Consider the following 19,793-nt stretch of genomic DNA (forward strand, 5'->3'; position numbering starts at 1 on the left):
GAAAATACGCCAGCCGCCACGGAGATCATCCGGGCACGTCAGACGCGTAGGCGACAGTTTCCTCGACGAGGGTCGAAGAGAGCGTTTCGCGTAGTTCTTCAGCGGCCGCCCGCTCGCTCGCCTGCTCGGTCGAGTATGCCAATCGGACCGCCTCATCGGCCGCCGCCCGTGCCTCCTCGCACCGGTCCGCGGCGGCCAGCACCCGGGCCCGGACCATCGAGGCGATCACGCCGCTGCGGACGTCCTCGGCGGGCGCCGCGGCGGCCCGCTCGATCCAGGTCAGCGCGGTGTCCACCCGGCCGTCGGCGAGCAGGGCGGAGGCGTACGACGCGAGCGCGTGCCGCCGGGAGAACAGCAGCGACGGCGCCGACGTGTCACTGGCGATCGGCGCCAGCAGTCCGATCGCGGTCGCCGCGTCCCCGGCCCGGTTCCGTGCCTCGGCCAGCAGCACCCGCGGCCCGACCTGGGCCGGGGCGAGCGGGTTGTGCGGCTCGACGGCGACCATCACCCGGCGCGCGTCGGCCTCGGCGGTCTCCAGGTCGCCACGTTGCAGTGCGACGAACCCGCGCAGTGTCCCGGCCATGCCGAGCAGCAGCGGGTGCCCCGTCCTGTCGGCGTAGCCCAGAGCGTCGGTGAGCAGGTCGTTGGCGTGCTCCAGCTCACCGAGACCGCGGGCCACGGCGCCGCGGACCACGAGCGCCAGCCCGCAGCCCCAGTCGTCGGAGACCTCGAGAAACTCCCGGTACGCCCGCCGCGCCTGCCCGTCGGCCGCACCGAGATCGCCGAGTTCGGCGGCCGCGTACGCCTCGACCACGCGCAGCGTGCCGACCGCCCAGCCCTCGCCGACCCGGCCGCCGAACGGCAGGAACAGCCGGGCCAGCCGCCGCGCCTCCTGCAACCGGCCGGCCAGCAGCCGGGCGAACGCCGTGGTGCCGCGCAGCCAGGCCCGCCCGACCGGGTCGCCGAGCTCGGCGAAGAGCCGCGCGGCCCGGCCCAGCACCGCGTCGGTGCCGGCGAAGTCGCCCCGGGTGGTGGTCACCCAGGCCAGGCTCTGCAACGCCCAGGCCTGCCCGTGCCGGTCGCCGGCCGCGAGCGTCACCTGGTACGCCGCCGCGAACCGGCTGCTCGCCTGGCTGAGCCGGCCGTTCAGGAAGTCCGCCATGCCGAGCCGGCGCATCGCGTTGGCCCGCTCCGGCAGCAGCTGCGCCTCGGTGGCCACGTCGAGCGCCTCCTGCCAGGCGGCGACGGCCCGGGCGGTGTCGCCGAGGGCCTCGTACGCCCGGCCGACCACGATCATCGCCTCGGCCCGCCAGACCGGCTCCCCGGCTGCGCTCACCGCGATCTTCTCGCCCTGGGCGAGCGCCTCCTCGGCCCGGTTCAGCCGCAGCAGCGCACGGGCCTGCACCAGCTGGTCGGGCAGCGGCAGGTCGCCCTTGGCCAGGACGGCGGCGCGTTCGCCGTACTCCAGGGCGGCGGCCGGCTCGATGTCGGCCAGCGCGCGCCGGGCCATCCGGCCGAGCGCCCCGACGCCCAGTGGGGCCACCTCCCGGGCGGCCGCGTCGGGGCGCAGCCGGACCGCGTCGGCCAACTCGACGGCGTGCTCGGCGTGGGTGGCGATGAACGCATCGCGCTCGCCGTCGGACAGGTTGAGCCGGACCGCGCCGTCGTGGCCGGGCCGGCGCACACTCTCCGGCGCCGCCCACGTCGCCAGGTACGCGTGCCGCTCGGCCAGGTCGCCCTTGCCGATCCCCGCGTACGCCGCCTCGCGCATGAGCGGGGTGGTGAACTTGTAGCCACCCCGCGACCGGTGCAGCATGCGGCGTTGCAGCAGCTCGTCGACGGCCCGCTCCAGCTCGACGCCATCGGTGGCCGCACGCCGCTCCTGGAGCGCCTCCAGGACCCCGCTCGGCACGGTGGTCCCGGCGACCGAGGCGTCGCGCAGCACCGACCGGGGCTCGACGGCGAGCGCGTCGATGCGGGCGGCCAGGACGGCGGCCAGATCTCGGGAGAGCAGCCGGCTGCCGAGCGAGCCGGCGGCCAGCTCCCACCGGCCGGCCGCGTTGGCGCCGATCGCCGGGGTGAGCGCGCCCCGCTCCATCAGCAGGGTGACCATTTCGGCCAGGTAGAACGGATTGCCCTGGGCGGTGGCGAGCAACCGGTCGCTGTCCGCCGGGGAGAGCTTGCCACCGCCCAGATAGGACGTGAGCAGCCGGGACGCGTCGGCGCCGCGCAGTGGGGGCAGGGCGTGCACCTCGGCGTCGGCGAGCCGGGTCATGGCGCCGGCGGCACGAACCAGCTCGGGCCGGCCGAGCAGCAACGCCACCACCGGGCCGTCCAGCCGGTTGAGGGTGAGGCCGATCGCGTCGAGCGTGGTGGCGGTGGCGTCGTGCAGATCGTCGACGATCACCACCAGCGGCTCCTCGGCGGCGAGCGCGTTGAGCAGGCCGCTGACCGCCACCGAGATCGCCTCGGCGTCGATCCCCCGGGTGGCCGGGCGGTCGGCGGGGGCGGTCGGGCCGACCGGGCGGTCCGGGGCCTCGCCGTAACCCAGCAGCACCGGCAGCCGGTCGATGTCGAGCGTCACACCGAGCCGGCCGGCGAGCTTGCGGAGGCGCTCCTCCACGACCGTGCGGGCGACCGTGGTGGCCACGTCCTTGGGCAGGCCGGCCGCCTTGCGCACCAGGTCGGCCAGCGGCGCGTAGCGGCGGCGCTCACCGTACGCCCGGCAGCGGACCCGCAGCACCCGCGCGCCGTGCCCGGGGTATCCGGAGGCCAGGCGCTTGACCTCACCGGCGAACCGGGACTTGCCGATGCCCGCCTCGGCGGTCATCACCAGGATCCGCGGGGTACCGGTGTCGATCGCCTCGGACAGCCGGCCGGAGACCCGGCCCAGCTCGGCCTCGCGGCCCACGAACGGCGCCTCGTCGCCCAGCCCGGAGCGGGTGCCCGGGGCGTCGTGCAGGCCGAGCAGCTCGTACGTCGGGACCGGCTCCCGCTTGCCCTTGAGCCGCAACGGCCGCAACTGCCGCCAGGAGGCGACGTGCCGGGTGCCGCCGCTGGTCCGCTCACCGGCGTAGACCCCGCCGATGGTGGCGGCGTCGGCGAGCCGGGCCGCGGTGTTCACCGTGTCGCCGATCACCGTGTATTCGATGCCGGCCTGCATGCCGGCGACCACCTCGCCGGTGTTGAGCCCGATCCGCAGGCCGAGCGGGGCGCCGCCGCCACGCTCGTCGTCGAGCACCCGGCGGACCGCGCGCTGCATGCTGAGCGCGGCCCGGACGGCCCGCTCGGCGTCGTCCTCATGGGCCACCGGGGCGCCGAAGACCGCCATGATCCCGTCGCCGGTGAGCTTGTCGACGTGGCCGCCGAACGTCTTCACGGCGCCGGCCAGGGCGGCCAGCACGCGGTCGGTGACCGCGCCGACGCGTTCCGGATCGAGGTCCTCGGAGAACGAGGTGAAGTCGGAGAGGTCGCCGAAGAGCACGGTGACGATGCGCCGCTCGGCCGCCGGCAGTTGCGCGGCCACCGGAAGCGCGGCGCCGCAGTGGTGACAGAAACGGGCGCCGGGGACGGGGACGGTCCCGCACACCGGGCAGGTCACGGTGTCATCCGTTTCCGGCGCAGATAGTCGAGCTGCGCGGCGGCCGACCACTCGGCCGCGAAGCGCACGCCCGGGTCGATGTCCGGATAGACCAGGTCGACCACGGCCGCGGGCGTCTCCGCCCCCGCCGCCATCGCGGCCGCCACCTGCGCCAGGCGCTCCCGGCGGTGGTCCAGATAGAAGCGGGCACGCTCGGCGGTGTCGGCGCGGGCCGGTCCGTGGCCGGGCAGCATCAGGACCTCGGGGTACGCGCTGAGCAGTTCCAGACTGTCCAGGTATGCCCCGAGGTCACCGTCGGGCTGGGCCACCACCGTGGTGCCGCGCCCGAGGATGGTGTCGCCGGTGAACATCGCGCGGTCGTCCCCACACTCGACGAGAAAGGACACCGAATCACTCGTGTGCCCTGGAGTGTCGACGACGCGTATTTCGAGACCGTTCCCGCCGAGGGACTCGAAGGGGTCCAACGGCTCAGCGTTACGGCAGTGCGCCGGGTCGGCGGCCAGCACCGCGGTGCCGCCGAGCAGTTCGGACAACCGGTCCGCGCCCTCGACGTGATCGTGATGACCGTGTGTGATCAGAATGAACTGGAATGGCCCGAACTCGGCGATCCGCCGCAGGTGCTCCTCGTCGAGCGGGCCGGGGTCGACCACGGCCGCGACATCGGCGCCGGGCGCCCGCAGGATCCACGTGTTGGTGCCGTCCAGCGTCATCGGCCCCGGGTTGGGCGCCCGCAGCAACGTCACCCAACCCGGTAGCCGGTCGACCTCGGCCGACTCGGGCGCAGCACCCCGCATGACCCGAATCGTACGTCGGCCCGGCGACGATGACCGAGACACGATGTCCGATCCGGTCACCTTCGGTGAGCAAATACGGCCGAATCACCGCAAGATCAGGCCACTTCGGCGATGACCTCGACCTCGACGGGGGCGCCGAGCGGCAGTTCGGCCACGCCGACGGCGGCGCGGGCGTGCCGGCCCTGCTCACCCAGGACCGCGGCGAACAGGTCGGAGGCGCCGTTGATCACGGCTGGCTGGGCGGTGAAGCCGGGTGCCGACGCGACGAACCCGCCCACCTTGACGATCTTGACGACCCGGTCCAGGCCGACCAGCGCGTCGATCGCGGCGAGCGCGTTGAGGGCGCAGAGCCGGGCCAGTGCGGCCGCCTCCTCGACGGTGACCTCGGCGCCGACCTTGCCGACCTGGGGCAGCTTGCCGTCCACGAACGGCAGTTGCCCGGAGACGTAGACGTGGTTGCCGGACTGCACGGCGGGCACGTACGACGCCACCGGCGCGGCCACCGACGGCAGCGTCAGACCGAGTTCGGCGAGGCGGGCGTGCGCCGGCGTGGTCACGACTTGGGCCGCTTCAGGTAGGCGACCAACTGCTCGGGGTTCGGCCCCGGAACGACCTGGACGAGCTCCCAGCCGTCCTCGCCCCAGTTGTCGAGGATCTGCTTGGTCGCGTGGACCAGCAGGGGCACGGTCACGTACTCCCACTTCTGCATGGCTTGCGCTCTCCCTTACGTCGGATACGCGCACAGCTTAGGACGCGGACGACCAGCGGGTTGGCTAGGCTGAGCGGGACTGTGTCACGGATTGAACACATGCCATCACGAAGAGCGATGAGCGGAGGGTGACATGACGCAGGACCCCTGGAACGGGCCGGGCGGACACCCGGAGCCACCTCCCACCCCCGAGCCGGAACCACCGATGCCGATCCCGCCGGAGGAGCCGATCCCGGTGCCGGAGCCGCCGCACACGGCCGACCACGACACCGCCGAGCATCCGGCGGTGCCGGGATGGCAGCAGCCGCCCCCGGCCGGTCCGTGGCACGCCCAGCATGAGAAGCCCGGCGAGTGGCAGCACCAGCCGCCGCCCTATCTGGCGTACGAGCACTCGCCCCCCGCCGAGATCCAGCCCCCGCCCGAGCCGATCTGGCTGGACCCGCCGACCGCCCATCTGCCCCCGGTGACCGACCGGCGGCGCCCCACGGTGTTCCTCTCGATCGCCTTCGTGGCCACCCTGGCGCTCTGCGGCGGCGGCGCGGTCTCCGCGTACTACCTGCTCCGGGACGCCGGTAAGCCGGGCGCGCCGGATCCCGCCACCGCGGTCGACCAGTTCCTCACCGCGGTCTTCACCCAGCAGGACGCGAACGCGGCGGAGGACCTGGTCTGCCGGAAGTCACAGGACGAGGCGAAACTCGCCACCCGGATCAAGCAGATCAGCTCGTACGCGGCCGGCTACCCGGGCCCGGCGTTCCGCTGGAACGAGCCGGACGTCGCGGACCGGGACGACAAACGGGCGCTGGTGGACGTACAGGTCGTGATGTCGACCGAGGACGAGCGGTCCGCCGCCCAGGACCTCCGGTTCACTGTGATCCGCAAGGCCGGCTGGCTGGTGTGCGAGGTGTCCGGCTGACAGGTGGCCGTACCGTTGGGTGCATGGGTGAACACCGCAACTGGCCGGAGCGGCTGCACGTGGTGACCGGCAAGGGCGGCACCGGCAAGAGCACGGTGGCCGCCGCGCTGGCGCTGGGTCTGGCCGCCGGCGGCCGCCGCACCCTGCTCGTCGAGGTGGAGGGCAGGCAGGGCATCGCCCAGTTGTTCGGGCTGGACCCGCTGCCGTACTCGGAACGCCGGGTCGCGACCACCTCCGGCGGCGGCGAGGTGCGGGCGCTGGCGGTGGACGCCGAGGAGGCCCTCCTCGAGTACCTGGACATGTTCTACAAGCTCGGCGCGGCCGGGCGGGCCCTGCGCAAGGTCGGCGCCATCGATTTCGCCACCACCATCGCCCCCGGGCTGCGGGACGTGCTGCTCACCGGGAAGGTGAAGGAGGCCACCACCCGGTCGCAGGACGGCCGCCGGTTCTACGACGCGGTGGTCCTGGACGCGCCGCCCACCGGACGGGTGGGCCGGTTCCTCAACGTCACCGAGGAGACCGCCCGGCTGGTCAAGGTCGGTCCGATCAAGACCCAGAGCGAGAGTGTGGCGTCGCTGCTGCGCTCGCCGATGACCGCCGTGCACGTGGTCACGCTGCTCGAGGAGATGCCGGTCCAGGAGACGCTGGACGCGATCACCGAGCTGTCCGCCCTGCACATCCCGGTCGGCCGGGTGGTGGTGAACGGGGCGAGGCAGGCGCTGCTGACCGAGGGGAAGGTCACCAAGGCCGAGATCAAGCGGGGGCTGAGCGCGGCCGGGCTGCCCGCGCCGCCGGCGATGGTGAGTCAGCTCACCGCCGAGGCACAGGCCCACCTGACCCGGCGGGAGCTGGAGGAGTCTCTGCGGATGGAGTTGACCGAGCTGAACCGGCCGATGGTCGAACTGCCGCTGCTGCCGGACGGGGTCGACCGCCCGGCTCTCGACGAGCTGGCCGCACTCCTCATGCGAGCTTGACCGAGGAGAACGTCCGATCAAGACGCACTACCCTGAAATGGTGGCTGATTTGAGCGCTCCACGGCTCGACGTCGACGGTCTCCTGGCCGATCCGGCCATCCGCATCGTGGTCTGCTGCGGGGCCGGCGGTGTGGGGAAGACCACGACGGCCGCCGCGCTCGGGTTGCGCGCGGCGGAGATGCACGGGCGCCGCACGGTGGTTCTCACCATCGACCCGGCCCGCCGGCTCGCCCAGTCGATGGGCCTGACCGAGCTGGACAACACCCCCCGCCAGGTCAAGGGCATCGACGTGGAGCGCAGCGGCGGTGAGCTGCACGCCATGATGCTGGACATGAAGCGCACCTTCGACGAGGTGGTCGAGCAGCACACCTCGCCGAAACGCGCCGCCGAGATCTTCGCGAACCCGTTCTACCAGGCCATGAGCTCGACCTTCGCCGGCACGCAGGAGTACATGGCGATGGAGAAGCTGGGCCAGCTGCGGGCCGGTGAGGAGTGGGACCTGATCGTGGTGGACACGCCGCCGTCCCGGTCCGCCCTGGACTTCCTGGACGCGCCGGCCCGGCTGTCCCGCTTCCTCGACGGCCGGATGCTGCGGCTGCTGCTGGCCCCGGCGCGATCCGGCGGCCGGAGCATGTTCAGCCTGGTCACCGCCTCGTTCGGGCTGTTCTCCCGGGCCGTGCAGAAGATCCTCGGCGCCCAGCTGCTCACCGACCTGTCCGGTTTCGTGGCGGCCCTGGACTCGATGTTCGGCGGGTTCCGGCAGCGGGCCGACCAGACGTACCAGATCCTCCAGGACCCGCAGACCGCGTTCCTGCTGGTCGCGGCCCCGGAGCGGGACGCGATCCGGGAGGCCGCCTACTTCGCCGAGCGGCTGGTCGCCGAGCGGATGCCGCTCGGCGGCCTGGTGCTCAACCGGATGCACACCACCGAGCCGGGCGGGCTGACCGCCGAGGCGAGCGAGGCCGCGGCCGAGCGGCTGGCGGAGAGCGGCGACAACCCGGTCACCGCGGACGTGCTGCGGATCCACGCGGCGCTGCTGCGGCAGGCGGAGCGGGAGGCCGCGGTGGCGGCCGGGTTCACCGAGTCCTTCCCGTCGGTGCCGGCGGCCTCGGTCGCGGCGCAACCCGCCGACGTCCACGACGTCGACGGGCTGCGAACGATCGGAGCTCTACTCGCACTCTCCTGATCAGCGGGTGGAGACGAGCACCTTGTCGGCGCCCTTCTCCCGCAGTGCGGCCTCGAACATCTTCCGCCAGCTCGCCACATGCGGGTGCCGGCGAAGCAGAGCCCGCCGCTCCCGTTCCGTCATGCCTCCCCAGACGCCGAACTCGATGCGGTTGTCCAGGGCGTCGGCGAGGCACTCGTAGCGGACCGGGCAGCTGCGGCAAATCCTTTTCGCCACGTTCTGCTCGGCGCCCTGCACGAACAACGCGTCAGGGTCGCCACTCTGACACGCCGCCATGCTGGGCCAGTCGCTGATCATCCCCACGGTAAACGTCCCCCCTTGCTGTCACCCCCTGACGCCGGCGGCTCCCTGTTCCCCCATGCCGGTCCGGCGTCCGTGTCTCGCCGCACCATCATGCTCTGTAGTTGGGTGATTACGCAACGTTGTCCCTCAAATACGTATAGGCCGGTAGTTCCGGGCATCTCGGCTGAGTTACCAGAGCCGAACGGGGGTATCTTTGGTGCAGATGTGGGAAATCGCTCCGCCGACAGGGGTGACGGGCCACACTCGTATCGGGCGAGGGTGGCTCTCTCGGGGGGCACGCGCGTGCGTTGTTCGCGTACCCTGCTCGCGTGTCCTCCTGGTTTCGCAGACGCGATCACAACATCTTCACGAACGCGACCTCGCTGCTGATATGCGGCCTGCTGGCCGGCGTGGTCGTGGCGGCGGCGGCGTTCCCGGCCGCCGCGATGACCGGCCTCGCGGCCAAGGCGGGCGGTCAGACGTTCGCGAATCTGCCGAGTGAACTCAAAGAGTTCAGCTCACCGCAGATCACCCGGGTGTACGCGTCCGACGGCAAGACCCAGATCGCCGTGTTCTACGACGAGTTCCGCAGCGACGTGCCGCTGAAGGACATCTCGAAGCACATGCAGGCCGCGATCCTGGCCGCCGAGGACCGCAAGTTCTACGAGCACAACGGCGTCGACCTCAAGGGCATCGCCCGCGCGTTCGTGAGCAACAACCAGGGCGGCTCGCAGCAGGGCGCCTCCACGCTCACCATGCAGTACGTGCGGATGTCGCTGGCCTACTCGGCCACCAAGCCGCAGGAGGTGATCGACGCGACGGAGGACAGCCCGAAGCGCAAGGTCACCGAGATGAAGTACGCGCTGCAGATCGAGAAGCAGCTCACCAAGGACCAGATCCTGGAGCGCTACCTCAACATCGCGCCCTTCGGCAACCAGGCGTACGGGGTCTACGCCGCCAGCCAGGTCTACTTCAACAAGAAGCCCAAGGACCTGACCGTCGCCGAGTCCGGCATGCTCGCCGGCATGGTGAAGGCGCCGAGCGCGTTCAACCCGACCACGCCGAGCGGCAACGAGCAGATCACCGCGCGCCGCGACAACTACATCGTCCCGGCCATGGTCGAGATGGGCGCCATCACCCAGGCCCAGGCCGACGAGTCGAAGAAGGCCAAGGTCCCCACCAAGGTCCGCCAGGTGGGCAGCGGCTGCGTCTCGGTGGCGAAGAACCACTGGGGCTTCTTCTGCGACTACTTCCACCGCTGGTGGCTGAGCCAGGAGGCGTTCGGCGCCACCACGTACGACCGGGACCGCCGCCTCAAGAGCGGTGGCTATCGCATCGTCACCACGATGGACCTGAAGGGTGAGGCCGGCGCCCGCCGGGAGATCTCCGAGCGGCAGTCCGACAAGAGCGAGAACGCCCTGCTGCTGGCCGGCATCGAGCCCGGCACCGGCAAGGTGCGCCTGCTCGCGACCAACCGGAAGTACAAGCTCGACGACCCGGACAAGCCGCAGAACGAGATGTCCTCGGACCCGAAGAAGCGGGCCAAGGGCGTCCGGGGCACCCACCCGTACACGACGAACCCGCTGCTCAGCGGTGGTGGCGACATCACCGGCTACCAGGCCGGCTCGGTGTTCAAGATCTTCCCGATCATCGCGGCGCTGGAGGCGGGCTACCCGCTCGGCTACACGATCAAGGCGGAGAAGGTCTACCACTCCGGGTACCCGGTCGGCTCCGGCCCGGCCTCGTGCGGCGGCTACTACTGCCCGAAGAACGCGGGCGGCGGCGGTGAGGGCGTCTACACCATGTGGTCCGCCTTCGCGAAGTCGATCAACACGTACTTCATCCCGCTCCAGGAGCGGGTCGGCGCCGACAAGGTGGTCGCGGTCGCCAAGCGCTTCGGCGTCCAGTTCCGCGTGCCGGACCCGGACGCCAAGTACGCCAACGACCCCGAGTCGGCCCGCAACTGGGGTGCGTTCTCCCTCGGCGTCTCGGCCTCGACCCCGCTCGACATGGCGAACGCGTACGCGACGCTCGCCGGTGACGGCAAGTACTGCCAGCCGACCCCGGTCGAGCAGATCACCACGCAGGACGGCGAGAAGATCGACGTCGGCAAGCCGCACTGCATCCAGGCCACCCCGAAGGACGTGGCCCGGGCCGCCCTGGACGCGGCTCGCTGCCCGGTCGGCGACTCGGCCCAGCTCGGCAACTGTGGCGGCGCCACCGCCGGCCCGACCCGCGGCATCGTGGGCCACCCGGTGTTCGGCAAGTCCGGCACCACCGACGCCTCGAAAACCGCCTCGCTGATCGTGGGCACCACAAAGATCGTCGTCGCGGGTTACATGGCCAACCCGGACTACCCGGACCACCGGGACCAGATGGACCACGACATCATCAACCCGGCTGTTCAGTACACCGTCAAGGAGTACATGGAGGGCAAGGAGAAGGTGCAGTTCAAGAAGCCGGGCAGCACCAAGATCGCGTTCGGTGAGCAACGCTCGATCCCGGACGTGACCTGTGACTCGGTCTCGTCGGCCCGCAACCGTCTGGAGGACGCCGGCTTCCACGTCTCGACCGGCGCCGAGGTCGACTCGGACTGCCCGAAGGGCACCGTGGCGGGCACCAACCCGTCCGGCCGGACGATCAAGAACGGCGCGGTGGTCATGGAGATCAGCAACGGGAAGAAGGAAAAGGAGCCGGTGGTTCCCGGCCAGAACCCCAGCACACCACCGAGACGTAACTAGCGCAGACGGCGAACGGGCGGGAGAGTCACTCTCCCGCCCGTTCTCTTTGCCGCTCAGACCAGCTGGCGCCGCACCTCGGCCGCCACCCGGCCGCCCTCCGCGCGCCCCGCCACGGCCGCCTGAACCGCCTTCATGGCCTGACCCATCTGGGCCTTGCCGGTGAAACCGCCCTCGGCCAGCGCCCGGGTCACCAGATCGGCGATCTCCGCGTCGGTGAGCTGCTTCGGCAGATAGCGGTCGAGCACCTCGCCCTCAGCCGTCTCCTTGGCCGCCTGGTCGGTCCGGCCGGCGTCGGCGAAGGCGGTGGCCGCCTCGCGGCGCTTCTTCGCCTCCTTGGTCAGCACCGCCAGCACCTCGGCGTCGGTGAGCTCGCGGGCCTCCTTCCCGGCGACCTCGGCGGTCCGGACCGCGGCCAGGGCCATCCGCAGCGTCGACGTGATCAGGTCGTCCCGGGACTTCATGGCGGCGTGCAGGTCATCGTTCAGGCGGTCTTTCAACGTTCCCATGGACGGAGAAACTACCCTTGCGGGCATGCGTAAGCGCTCCCTTATTTCGGCCGCCGCCACTCTCACCGCACTGGGCGGCGCGACGCTCGCCTATGCCGCGCTCGTCGAGCGGAACATGTTCACGCTCCGGCGCTTCGACGTACCGGTGCTGGAGCCCGACGCCGAGCCGCTGCGCATCCTGCACCTGAGCGACCTGCACATGATGCCCGGCCAGCGGCGCAAGCAGGAGTGGGTGGCCGCGCTGGCCGGCGCCGACCCGGACCTGGTGGTGGTCACCGGCGACAACATGGCCGACCCGGGCGCGATCCCCGGCGTGCTGCGCGCCCTCGACCCGCTGCTCGGCCTGCCCGGCGCGTTCGTCTTCGGCTCCAACGACTACCGCGGCCCGGTCTGGAAGAACCCGCTCCAGTACCTGTTGCCCGACCGGGAGTACGTGCAGGGCGTCGACCTGCCGGCCGAGGACCTGCGCGCCTGCTTCGTGGACGCCGGCTGGGCCGACCTCAACAACGCCCGCACCGTCGTGAAAGCCGGCGGCCGCTCGATCGAGATGGCCGGCGTCGACGATCCGCACATCGAGCGCGACGACTACCCCTCGGTGGCCGGCCCGATCAGCAACGGCGCGGACCTGCACCTCGGCGTCACCCACACCCCGGCCAAGCGGGTGCTGGACGGGATGGCCGCCGACGGGTTCGCCCTCCTGCTGGCCGGTCACACGCACGGCGGCCAGGTCTGCGTGCCGGGCTACGGGGCGCTCACCACCAACTGCGACCTGCCCACCTCGATGGCCAAGGGCCTGCACCGCTGGCCCGGGTCGGACGCCTTCCTGCACGTCTCGGCCGGACTGGGCACCCACCCCACCGCGCCGATCCGCTTCGCCTGCCGTCCGGAGGCCTCGCTGCTCACCCTGATCCCGCGCTGACCTGCGGTTTTCCGTTTTAGGGATACCGGTTGTGGAACCCCGGATGGCCTCCGCTAGTATTTATCTCGCAGCGACGGGGTGTGGCGCAGCTTGGTAGCGCGCTTCGTTCGGGACGAAGAGGCCGTGGGTTCAAATCCCGCCACCCCGACCATGGTTGCAGCAGGTGAGGGCCGGTCTCCGGAAACGGGGAACCGGCCCTGATCCGTTTCCGGGGGCCGTTCATTGACGCCGGGCCCTCGCCGAAGAGCCCGGCCGGTGGTTCTCAGAGGGCCAGCTGCGGTCCGACCGTGCGCAGGGCCATCTGCTGGGGGACGGCGTAGGGCCCGATCATCGACTCCACCACGGGGGCGATCGACGGGCGATCGGAGAGCTGCATGAGCCGCGTGGCGCGGGCGAGCGAGCCGGTCTCGCCGTCACGGAAGCCCTCCCGGTAACCACGCTCGTAGCGCTCACCCCGGCCCAGCGCGCGGCCGAGGGCGAAACACGAGGATCCGGCGAGGGCGAGCAGGAAGAGCATCGCGAAGGGTGTCACAGAACTATCCTTCCGGGCGCGAGCCAGTAATCAGGCGAAAGCTACACCAAACAGACATACGTTGCGCCAGATCGGTGATCGAGTACGCCAACGGGTGACCGCGAGGGGCGGCGTCCACCCGCCATCAGCGGCCTGACAAGCTGGGACCTTGTGACAGACTCCATCGACCTCGCCCGCCAGGTCCGCAGCGTGAGCCGCCTCACCGGCGAGTTCACCCTCCGCTCCGGCCGAACCGCCACCGAATACTTCGACAAGTACCAGTTCGAGGCCGACCCGGTCCTGCTCGACCGGCTCGCCGAGCGCCTCGCCGTACTCATCCCCGAGGGCACCGAGGTGCTCGCCGGCCTGGAGATGGGCGGCATCGCGGTGGTCACCGCCCTGGCCCGGCACGCGAAACTGCCCACCGCCTTCGTCCGCAAGCAGGCCAAGCAGTACGGCACCGCCCGCCTCGCCGAAGGCGCCGAGGTCGCCGGCCGCCGCGTCCTGATCGTCGAGGACGTGGTCACCTCCGGCGGCCAGGTCGTCCTCTCCACCAACGACCTGCGCAAGCTGGGCGCCCACGTCGACCACGCGCTCTGCGTGATCGACCGTCAGGAGGGCGGCACCCAGGCCCTGGCCGCCGAGGGCATCACCCTCCGCGCCCTCCTCACCAGGGCAGACCTCGACGCTGTGTAGATTGCTCCGCTTCGCTGGGCCTAATGGCTCCGCTTCGCTCCGCGGCAAAACGCCTTGTAACCGGTGTCGAGGCAGGTGATTTCCCGCCGCCAGCAAACCCCGCTGGCGTCGGCAAATCGCTTGCCTCGACACCGGCGGCGTTTTGCGGGGGTGCTGAGTGCACCGCCGTTCAGCTCAGCGTGATTGCTCCGTGGGTGGGACAAGTGCCCGGCCGATCCCGGTAACGGCTCACACGATGCCCTTTTCGTGTGCGTGCACCTGCCCTACCGCGCTTGCCGTGACACACGCCGGGTTCTGCGTGTACGTCTACCCCCCATTAGGGATCACGCGGGCCTGCGACTGGGGCGGCGCGTTTCCCTGGGTGGGTGGGCTGGACCACCGATCTACGCCCGGCGGGGGCGGCACAGGCTTGACCCGGCAGGAGGTCGCGGCTTTGTGCGTACAGGGAATGGGTTTAAGGGGCTTGGGTTTCTGAATTGACCCAGGCGATGTAGGCCGGATTGGCCGCGATGACCGGGACCGCCAGAACGCACGGGACGTCGTAGGGGTGCTCGGCGTCGGCTCGTTCGACGATCTGGGGGACCAGGTCGAGGCGGGTGTGCAGGGCCACCCGGGCCTCGGGATCGTCCTGGATGGCGCCGTCCCAGCGGTACAGCGAGCGGATCGCGGTGATCTGCTGACCGCAGGCGGCCAGGCGGTCCTCGATCATGCGGCGGGTGAAGGCGGCCAGCCACTCCGGATCGGACGCCGTGATGATGACCTCGCAGATGCCGGTCACGCGGGGGCGCCCTTGGCCAGCTCGGCGGCGATCAGTTCGGCGATTTGGACGGTGTTGAGGGCGGCGCCCTTGCGCATGTTGTCGCCGGTGATGAAGAACGACAGGGCGCGGGGATCGTCCATCGCCCGGCGGATGCGGCCCACCCAGGACGGGTCGGTGCCGACCGCGTCGATCGGCATCGGGAACTCGCCGGCCTCCGGATCGTCGACCAGGATGACGCCGGGGGCGTTGCGCAGGACCTGGCGGGCGCCGTCCGCGGTCACCTCGGCGGCGAAGACGGCGTGCACGGCGATCGAGTGGCCGGTGACGACCGGGACCCGGACGCACGTGGCCGAGACCTTGAGCGGCGGCAGGCTAAGGATCTTGCGGGACTCGTTGCGGAGCTTCAGCTCCTCGGAGGACCAGCCGAGGTCGGCGGGCTCCCCGGACCAGGGCACCACGTTGAGCGCCAGCGGGGCCGGGAACGGGCCCAGGTCGTCGCCGACGGCCTGCCGGACGTTACCGGGGCGGCCGCCGAGGAGCCGGTCGCCGGCCACCTTGGTGAGCTGGTCGTGGAGGGCGTCCACGCCGGCCTGGCCAGCTCCGGAGGCCGCCTGGTAGGACGCCAGGACGAGTTCGCGGAGCCCGTACTCGTCGTGCAGCGGCGACACCGCGATGATCATCGCGGCCACCGTGCAGTTGGCGCTGGACACGATGCCGACCGGGCGGTCGTGGACCGCCTCGCGGTTGACCTCGGGCACCACGAGCGGCACGTCCGGCCGCATCCGGAAGGCGGACGAGTTGTCCACCACGGTCGCGCCCCGGGAGACCGCGATCGGCGCCCAGTGCTCGGACACCGCGTCGGGGACGTCGAACATCGCCACGTCGACGCCGTCGAACGCCTCGGCGGTCAGCTCGCGGACGTCGAGCCGCTCGCCGCGGCAGGTAAGCGTCTTGCCGGCGGACCGCGCCGACGCGATGAGCCGGATCTCGCCCCAGACGTTGCGCCGGGACGAGAGCAGCTCGAGCATGACGGACCCGACGGAGCCGGTGGCTCCGACGACGGCGAGCGTGGGCTGCGCCATCGCCCGGGTTACCGGCCGGTACCGCCGTAGACGACGGCTTCCTCGTTACTGCCGAGCTCGAACGCGGCGTGCACGGCGCGCACCGCGGTGTCGAGGTCGGTGTCCCGGCAGACGACCGAGACCCGGATCTCCGAGGTGGAGATCATCTCGATGTTGACGCCGGCCGCGCCGATGGTGGCGAAGAACTCGGCGGCGACACCGGGGTGCGAGCGCATGCCGGCGCCGACCAGCGAGACCTTGCCGATGTGGTCGTCGAAGAGCAGGCCCTTGAACTTGACCTGGTCCTTGATCTTGTCGAGCGCGTTCATCGCGGTCTGGCCGTCGGCCTTCGGCAGGGTGAACGAGATGTCGGTGCGGCCGGTGCCCTCGGTCGACACGTTCTGCACGATCATGTCGATGTTGATCTCGGCCTTGGCGACCGTCTCGAAGATGCGGCCGGCGGCGCCGGGCTCGTCGGGCACGCCGACGATCGTGATCTTCGCGTCGCTGCGCTCGTGCGCGACCCCGGTGATCAGTGCGTTCTCCACGTCAGGGTCCTCCATCGAGCCGGTGACGAGCGTGCCTTCTTTGTTCGAGTACGAAGAGCGTACGTGGATCGGCACGTTGAAACGCCGCGCGTACTCCACGCATCGCAACATCAGCACCTTCGCGCCGCCCGCCGCGAGGTCGAGCATCTCCTCATACGTGATCTTCTTGATGTGCTTGGCGTCCGGCACGATCCGCGGGTCCGCGGTGAAGACGCCGTCCACGTCGGTGTAGATCTCGCAGACGTCGGCGTGCAGCGCCGCGGCCAGCGCGACGGCCGTGGTGTCCGAGCCGCCGCGGCCGAGGGTGGTGATGTCCTTGGTGTCCTGCGAGACGCCCTGGAAACCGGCGACGATGGCGATGGCGCCCTCGTCCAGCGCGGTCCGCAGGCGGCCCGGGGTGACGTCGATGATCCGCGCCTTGCCGTGCACCGAGGTGGTCAGCACGCCGGCCTGCGAGCCGGTGTAGGACCGGGCCTCATAGCCCAGGTTGTGGATCGCCATGGCGAGCAGCGCCATCGAGATCCGCTCGCCCGAGGTGAGCAGCATGTCGAGTTCACGGCCGGGTGGCAGCGGGCTGACCTGGTTGGCCAGGTCCATCAGCTCATCGGTGGTGTCGCCCATGGCGGAGACCACGACGACCACGTCGTCGCCGGCTTTCCGGGCGGCCACGATGCGCTCGGCCACCCGCTTGATGCGCTCGGCGTTCGCTACCGACGAACCACCGTACTTCTGCACCACTAGAGCCACGGCGAAACCATTCCTTCGGCTAAACGGATCGCCACCACCCTAGCCGCGCGACTCGTACGCCTCGACATGCGATCCCAGAATCCGGCCGGGATGACGCGACACGCCGGGGCGGTGGGCCGCCGATCCGGGGGCATCGCACGGTATGGGGCGAGAATGTCGCGATGCGCCTTCCCTCCGCGTTCACCGTCGCCGTACTGGCGTTCGGCCTGGCCGGCTGCGGCAGTGAGAGTGCCCCCGAAGCGGTTCCGGAGACCGCCGCGTCGGTCGCCGACCCGGAGCCCGAGGCCCGGGATCAGCTGGCCGGCCTGGCCGCGCTGGCCCTGGACCGCCGGTACGCCGCGCTCTACACGTTCGACGTCGGCGACGGCAGCCCGCGGGACGTGGTCGCCTCGGTCGCCGACGACGGCACCTGGCGGGTGGACATCCCGCTCGGCGCGCTCGGCGGCACCGCCGGCGTCACGATCATCAAGGTGGCGGCCGGCGTCTACCAGTGCGGTCTGACCACGTCGACCCAGCCGGTGAGCCCCACCTGCATCCGGGTGGCCGAGCGCGGCGACAAGGTGCCACGCCGGTACGACCCGAAGGTGCAGCGCCTGTTCCGGCAGTGGCTGACCGTCTTCACCGACCGGAAGGCGCCGCTGGCGGTCTCCGCGGTGCGACCGCTGACCGGCGCGCAGGGCACCTGCTACGCCGTCGACTCGGTGAGCGCCGCCCTGGACCCGCCGGTGGACGTCGGCATCTACTGCTTCTCGGCGGACGGACTGCTGACCGCGGCCCGGGTCGAGTACGGCGTGCTCAAGCTGGTCCGTCAGGTCGCCGGGCCGCCCACCCTCCAGTTGCCCGGCCCGGAGGTGGCCGGTGAGCCGATGGGGATGAGCAGCCCACCGCCGGTCGTCCAGCCGAGTGGACTGTCCCCGTCCTGACCGTTGCCCTTCCCACGATCCGGGCGTTCGGATAGCCGTTCGCAAACGCTTGACGTAACGTGGCTGGCGACATGTGGCAGGTGAACCTTCTCCTTCGCTGCCGCGACGAGGCCCCATCCCAGGTCGGCACCTCGTCGCGGAGGTGACGCACGCCGCCTGCTCGTCTTCTTCCTGACTGGAGCAGTCCCACATGTCCGTCTACGGCCCTCAGCAGCCCAGCCCGATGCCGTTCCAGCGCTACGAGGCTTACCAGAAACAGTTCTCCATCGCCCTGCCCGACCGGCAGTGGCCGGGCCGTGTCACCGAGAAGGCGCCGCGCTGGTGCGCGGTCGACCTGCGGGACGGCAACCAGGCCCTGATCGACCCGATGTCGCCCGAGCGCAAGCGGCGGATGTTCATGCTGCTGGTGAAGATGGGCTACAAGGAGATCGAGGTCGGCTTCCCGGCGGCCAGCCAGACCGACTTCGACTTCGTCCGCCAGCTGATCGAGCAGGACCTGATCCCGGACGACGTCACCATCCAGGTGCTGGTGCAGTGCCGGGAGCACCTGATCGACCGCACCTTCGAGTCGATCCGGGGCGCCAAGCGCGCCATCGTGCACTTCTACAACTCGACCTCGGTGCTGCAGCGCCGGGTGGTCTTCGGCCTGGACCGGGACGGGATCACCGACATCGCGACGCAGGGCGCGCGGCTCTGCCAGAAGTACGCGGAGATCCACACCCCGGACACCGAGGTCTTCTACGAGTACTCGCCCGAGTCGTACACCGGCACCGAGCTGGAGTACGCGCTGGAGATCTGCTCGGCCGTGATCGACGTGATCGACCCGACCCCGGCCCGGCCGCTGATCATCAACCTGCCGGCCACGGTCGAGATGGCCACGCCGAACGTGTACGCCGACTCGATCGAGTGGATGCACCGCAACCTGCCGCGGCGCGACAGCGTCATCCTGAGCCTGCACCCGCACAACGACCGGGGCACCGCGGTCGCGGCCGCCGAGCTGGGCCTGCTGGCCGGCGCCGACCGGATCGAGGGCTGCCTGTTCGGCAACGGCGAGCGCACCGGCAACGTCGACCTGGTCACCCTGGGGCTGAACCTGTTCTCGCAGGGCATCGACCCGCAGATCGACTTCTCGAACGTCGACGAGATCAAGCGAACCGTGGAGTACTGCAACCAGCTGCCGGTGCACGAGCGCCACCCGTACGCGGGGGATCTGGTCTACACCGCCTTCTCCGGCTCGCACCAGGACGCGATCAAGAAGGGCTTCTCCGCGCTGGAGGCCGACGCCACCGACGCCGGCACCCCGATCGACGACTTCACGTGGGGCGTTCCGTACCTGCCGATCGACCCGAAGGACGTGGGCCGCACCTACGAGGCGGTCATCCGGGTCAACTCGCAGTCCGGCAAGGGTGGCGTGGCGTACATCATGAAGGAGGAGCACAAGCTGGATCTGCCGCGACGGCTGCAGATCGAGTTCTCCGGCGTGGTGCAGCAGCACACCGATACCGACGGCGGCGAGGTCTCCCCGCAGCAGATGTGGGACTACTTCGCCAAGGAGTACCTGGTCGACCACCAGACCGACCCGACGATCCGGGTGGCCGGCTACAGCACGGCGACGGTGGACGGCAAGGTCGAGATCGACGCCCAGGTGGCGCTGGGCCCCGAGCGCCGGTCGCTGACCGGTGTCGGCAACGGCCCGATCGACGCGTTCGTGCAGGCCATCGCCCCGCTGGGGATCAAGGCCCGGGTGCTGGACTACAACGAGCACGCGCTGACCTCGGGCGGCGACGCGCAGGCCGCGGCGTACGTCGAGTGCGAGGTGGGTGACGTGACCGTCTGGGGTGTCGGCATCGACGCCAACATCGTGAGCGCGTCCATCAAAGCGGTGACCAGCGCGGTCAACCGCGCGAGCTGAGGTTCACTCC

General features: G+C 70.9%; 18 protein-coding genes and 1 tRNA gene. 9 read left to right on the top strand and 10 right to left on the bottom strand.

The window, feature by feature from the left end:
* Nucleotides 1–25: 25 nt before the first annotated feature.
* From IEZ13_RS28230 to sp36, 4 genes are all read right to left on the bottom strand, one after another.
* Nucleotides 26–3,601 carry an AAA family ATPase gene (locus IEZ13_RS28230; protein ID WP_183224320.1) on the bottom strand — a complete coding sequence of 1,192 codons (3,576 nt, stop codon included), beginning with the start codon at nucleotides 3,599–3,601 and terminating at the stop codon, nucleotides 26–28.
* On the bottom strand, nucleotides 3,598–4,395 hold the full coding sequence (locus IEZ13_RS28235) for an MBL fold metallo-hydrolase (protein WP_183224318.1): 798 nt from the start codon (nucleotides 4,393–4,395) through the stop codon (nucleotides 3,598–3,600). Before IEZ13_RS28235 ends, IEZ13_RS28230 begins: the two co-directional genes overlap by 4 nt.
* Before the next feature lie 95 nt (nucleotides 4,396–4,490).
* Entirely contained in the window at nucleotides 4,491–4,952 is a 462-nt protein-coding gene (locus IEZ13_RS28240; RefSeq protein WP_183224315.1) for a RidA family protein, read from the bottom strand.
* Nucleotides 4,949–5,104, bottom strand: coding sequence for a Sp36 family protein (gene sp36 / locus IEZ13_RS28245; protein WP_093619400.1), 156 nt, complete (start codon nucleotides 5,102–5,104; stop codon nucleotides 4,949–4,951). The genes IEZ13_RS28240 and sp36 overlap by 4 nt, the downstream gene beginning before the upstream one ends.
* Before the next feature lie 133 nt (nucleotides 5,105–5,237).
* On the opposite strand from sp36, the gene IEZ13_RS28250 reads away from it, so the two are divergent.
* The 3 genes from IEZ13_RS28250 to bagB are packed head-to-tail and all read left to right on the top strand — an operon-like array spanning nucleotide 5,238 to nucleotide 8,177.
* Entirely contained in the window at nucleotides 5,238–6,017 is a 780-nt protein-coding gene (locus tag IEZ13_RS28250) for an Rv0361 family membrane protein (protein WP_183224313.1), read from the top strand.
* A gap of 23 nt (nucleotides 6,018–6,040) precedes the next feature.
* On the top strand, nucleotides 6,041–6,991 hold the full coding sequence (gene bagA / locus IEZ13_RS28255) for an ATPase BagA (RefSeq protein WP_183224311.1): 951 nt from the start codon (nucleotides 6,041–6,043) through the stop codon (nucleotides 6,989–6,991).
* Nucleotides 6,992–7,028: 37 nt separating this feature from the next.
* Nucleotides 7,029–8,177: an ArsA family ATPase gene (gene bagB / locus IEZ13_RS28260; protein WP_183224309.1), complete on the top strand. Its 1,149-nt coding sequence runs from the start codon at nucleotides 7,029–7,031 to the stop codon at nucleotides 8,175–8,177.
* Here bagB and IEZ13_RS28265 read toward each other — a convergent pair whose 3' ends face one another.
* Entirely contained in the window at nucleotides 8,178–8,480 is a 303-nt protein-coding gene (locus tag IEZ13_RS28265) for a WhiB family transcriptional regulator (protein ID WP_041832981.1), read from the bottom strand.
* 308 nt (nucleotides 8,481–8,788) lie between these two features.
* Here IEZ13_RS28265 and IEZ13_RS28270 point away from each other — a divergent pair, with 308 nt between their 5' ends.
* A complete protein-coding gene (locus IEZ13_RS28270; RefSeq protein ID WP_183224307.1) occupies nucleotides 8,789–11,200 on the top strand; it encodes a transglycosylase domain-containing protein in 2,412 nt (803 codons plus the stop codon).
* A 53-nt stretch (nucleotides 11,201–11,253) separates the two neighbouring features.
* Here the strand turns inward: IEZ13_RS28270 and IEZ13_RS28275 are convergent, their stop codons facing one another.
* On the bottom strand, nucleotides 11,254–11,706 hold the full coding sequence (locus tag IEZ13_RS28275; protein WP_183224305.1) for a GatB/YqeY domain-containing protein: 453 nt from the start codon (nucleotides 11,704–11,706) through the stop codon (nucleotides 11,254–11,256).
* A 25-nt stretch (nucleotides 11,707–11,731) separates the two neighbouring features.
* Between IEZ13_RS28275 and IEZ13_RS28280 the strand changes: the two genes are divergently transcribed.
* Both IEZ13_RS28280 and IEZ13_RS28285 read left to right on the top strand, forming a co-directional pair.
* A complete protein-coding gene (locus IEZ13_RS28280; protein ID WP_183224303.1) occupies nucleotides 11,732–12,625 on the top strand; it encodes a metallophosphoesterase in 894 nt (297 codons plus the stop codon).
* A gap of 74 nt (nucleotides 12,626–12,699) precedes the next feature.
* Nucleotides 12,700–12,776, top strand: a tRNA-Pro gene (locus IEZ13_RS28285).
* 111 nt (nucleotides 12,777–12,887) lie between these two features.
* Here the strand turns inward: IEZ13_RS28285 and IEZ13_RS28290 are convergent.
* Entirely contained in the window at nucleotides 12,888–13,157 is a 270-nt protein-coding gene (locus IEZ13_RS28290) for a hypothetical protein (RefSeq protein ID WP_183224301.1), read from the bottom strand.
* A 150-nt stretch (nucleotides 13,158–13,307) separates the two neighbouring features.
* Between IEZ13_RS28290 and pyrE the strand changes: the two genes are divergently transcribed.
* A complete protein-coding gene (gene pyrE, locus IEZ13_RS28295; protein WP_183224299.1) occupies nucleotides 13,308–13,832 on the top strand; it encodes an orotate phosphoribosyltransferase in 525 nt (174 codons plus the stop codon).
* Between the two features lie 454 nt (nucleotides 13,833–14,286).
* Here pyrE and cutA read toward each other — a convergent pair whose 3' ends face one another.
* From cutA to IEZ13_RS28310, 3 genes are read right to left on the bottom strand one after another with little or no spacing between them, the layout of a single operon-like run.
* Nucleotides 14,287–14,610 (bottom strand): divalent-cation tolerance protein CutA, encoded by a 324-nt coding sequence (gene cutA, locus IEZ13_RS28300; protein ID WP_203833918.1) that lies wholly within the window; start codon nucleotides 14,608–14,610, stop codon nucleotides 14,287–14,289.
* Entirely contained in the window at nucleotides 14,607–15,674 is a 1,068-nt protein-coding gene (locus IEZ13_RS28305) for an aspartate-semialdehyde dehydrogenase (protein WP_183224297.1), read from the bottom strand. Before IEZ13_RS28305 ends, cutA begins: the two co-directional genes overlap by 4 nt.
* Nucleotides 15,675–15,682: 8 nt before the next feature.
* The gene (locus IEZ13_RS28310; RefSeq protein WP_183224295.1) at nucleotides 15,683–16,948 is read right to left on the bottom strand and encodes an aspartate kinase; all 1,266 of its coding nucleotides are present in this window, start codon (nucleotides 16,946–16,948) and stop codon (nucleotides 15,683–15,685) included.
* 161 nt (nucleotides 16,949–17,109) lie between these two features.
* On the opposite strand from IEZ13_RS28310, the gene IEZ13_RS28315 reads away from it, so the two are divergent.
* Nucleotides 17,110–17,871: a hypothetical protein gene (locus IEZ13_RS28315; protein WP_183224293.1), complete on the top strand. Its 762-nt coding sequence runs from the start codon at nucleotides 17,110–17,112 to the stop codon at nucleotides 17,869–17,871.
* Between the two features lie 190 nt (nucleotides 17,872–18,061).
* A complete protein-coding gene (gene leuA / locus IEZ13_RS28320) occupies nucleotides 18,062–19,783 on the top strand; it encodes a 2-isopropylmalate synthase (RefSeq protein WP_183224291.1) in 1,722 nt (573 codons plus the stop codon).
* The last annotated feature ends 10 nt before the right edge of the window (nucleotides 19,784–19,793 follow it).

Origin of the sequence: Actinoplanes campanulatus, assembly GCF_014647795.1 — a bacterium.
Classification (GTDB): domain Bacteria; phylum Actinomycetota; class Actinomycetes; order Mycobacteriales; family Micromonosporaceae; genus Actinoplanes; species Actinoplanes campanulatus.

What these genes read in the sequence shown, in the direction of transcription:
- leuA (WP_183224291.1), top strand. Translation starts at nt 18,062, where the DNA reads ATGTCCGTCTACGGCCCTCAGCAGCCCAGCCCGATGCCGTTCCAGCGC.
- sp36 (WP_093619400.1), bottom strand. Translation starts at nt 5,104, where the DNA reads ATGCAGAAGTGGGAGTACGTGACCGTGCCCCTGCTGGTCCACGCGACC.
- IEZ13_RS28250 (WP_183224313.1), top strand. Translation starts at nt 5,238, where the DNA reads ATGACGCAGGACCCCTGGAACGGGCCGGGCGGACACCCGGAGCCACCT.
- IEZ13_RS28305 (WP_183224297.1), bottom strand. Translation starts at nt 15,674, where the DNA reads ATGGCGCAGCCCACGCTCGCCGTCGTCGGAGCCACCGGCTCCGTCGGG.
- bagB (WP_183224309.1), top strand. Translation starts at nt 7,029, where the DNA reads ATGGTGGCTGATTTGAGCGCTCCACGGCTCGACGTCGACGGTCTCCTG.
- IEZ13_RS28280 (WP_183224303.1), top strand. Translation starts at nt 11,732, where the DNA reads ATGCGTAAGCGCTCCCTTATTTCGGCCGCCGCCACTCTCACCGCACTG.
- IEZ13_RS28235 (WP_183224318.1), bottom strand. Translation starts at nt 4,395, where the DNA reads ATGCGGGGTGCTGCGCCCGAGTCGGCCGAGGTCGACCGGCTACCGGGT.
- IEZ13_RS28315 (WP_183224293.1), top strand. Translation starts at nt 17,110, where the DNA reads ATGCGCCTTCCCTCCGCGTTCACCGTCGCCGTACTGGCGTTCGGCCTG.
- IEZ13_RS28275 (WP_183224305.1), bottom strand. Translation starts at nt 11,706, where the DNA reads ATGGGAACGTTGAAAGACCGCCTGAACGATGACCTGCACGCCGCCATG.
- bagA (WP_183224311.1), top strand. Translation starts at nt 6,041, where the DNA reads ATGGGTGAACACCGCAACTGGCCGGAGCGGCTGCACGTGGTGACCGGC.